The following is a 535-nucleotide window of genomic DNA, read 5'->3' on the forward strand; positions in this document are numbered from 1 at the left end:
GCACGCCACCAGGGTGCGCGCGTGCGGCTTGCCCGCGATACCGACCAGGTTCCGGACGGTGGACGACGAGGTGAAGCACACCGCGTCGAACCCGCCGGTCTTGATCATCTCGCGGGTCTCGGCCGGCGGCGGCGCCGCCCGGACGGTCCGGTAGGCGGTGACGTCGTCGATCTCCCAGCCGCGCTGACGCAGGCCCTCGGCGAGGGTCTCGGTGGCGATGTCCGCGCGCGGCAGCAGCACCCGGTTGACCGGGTCGAAAACGTCGTCGTACGGGGCGAACTCGGCCAGCAGGCCCTCGCTGGACTGCTCACCGGACGGCACCAGCTCGGGGTTGATGCCGAACGAGCGCACCTTGTCGGCGGTGGCCTGGCCGACGCAGGCGATCTTCACGCCGGAGAAGGCGCGGGCGTCCAGACCGAATTCCTCGAACTTCTCCCACACCGCGCGGACCGCGTTGGTGGAGGTGAACACCACCCACTGGTAGCGGCCGTCCACCAGGCCCTTGACCGAGCGCTCCATCTGCGCGGGGCTGCGC

Annotated in this window: 1 protein-coding gene; it reads right to left on the reverse strand. The window is 71.2% G+C overall.

Features of this window, described 5'->3' with window-relative positions; all coding sequences use genetic code 11:
* A partial coding sequence (locus AC1DYG_RS19100; protein ID WP_477641438.1) for a uroporphyrinogen-III synthase occupies positions 1 to 535 on the reverse strand: 535 nt, incomplete at both ends.

Source organism: Pedococcus sp. P1_H8, assembly GCF_056405175.1.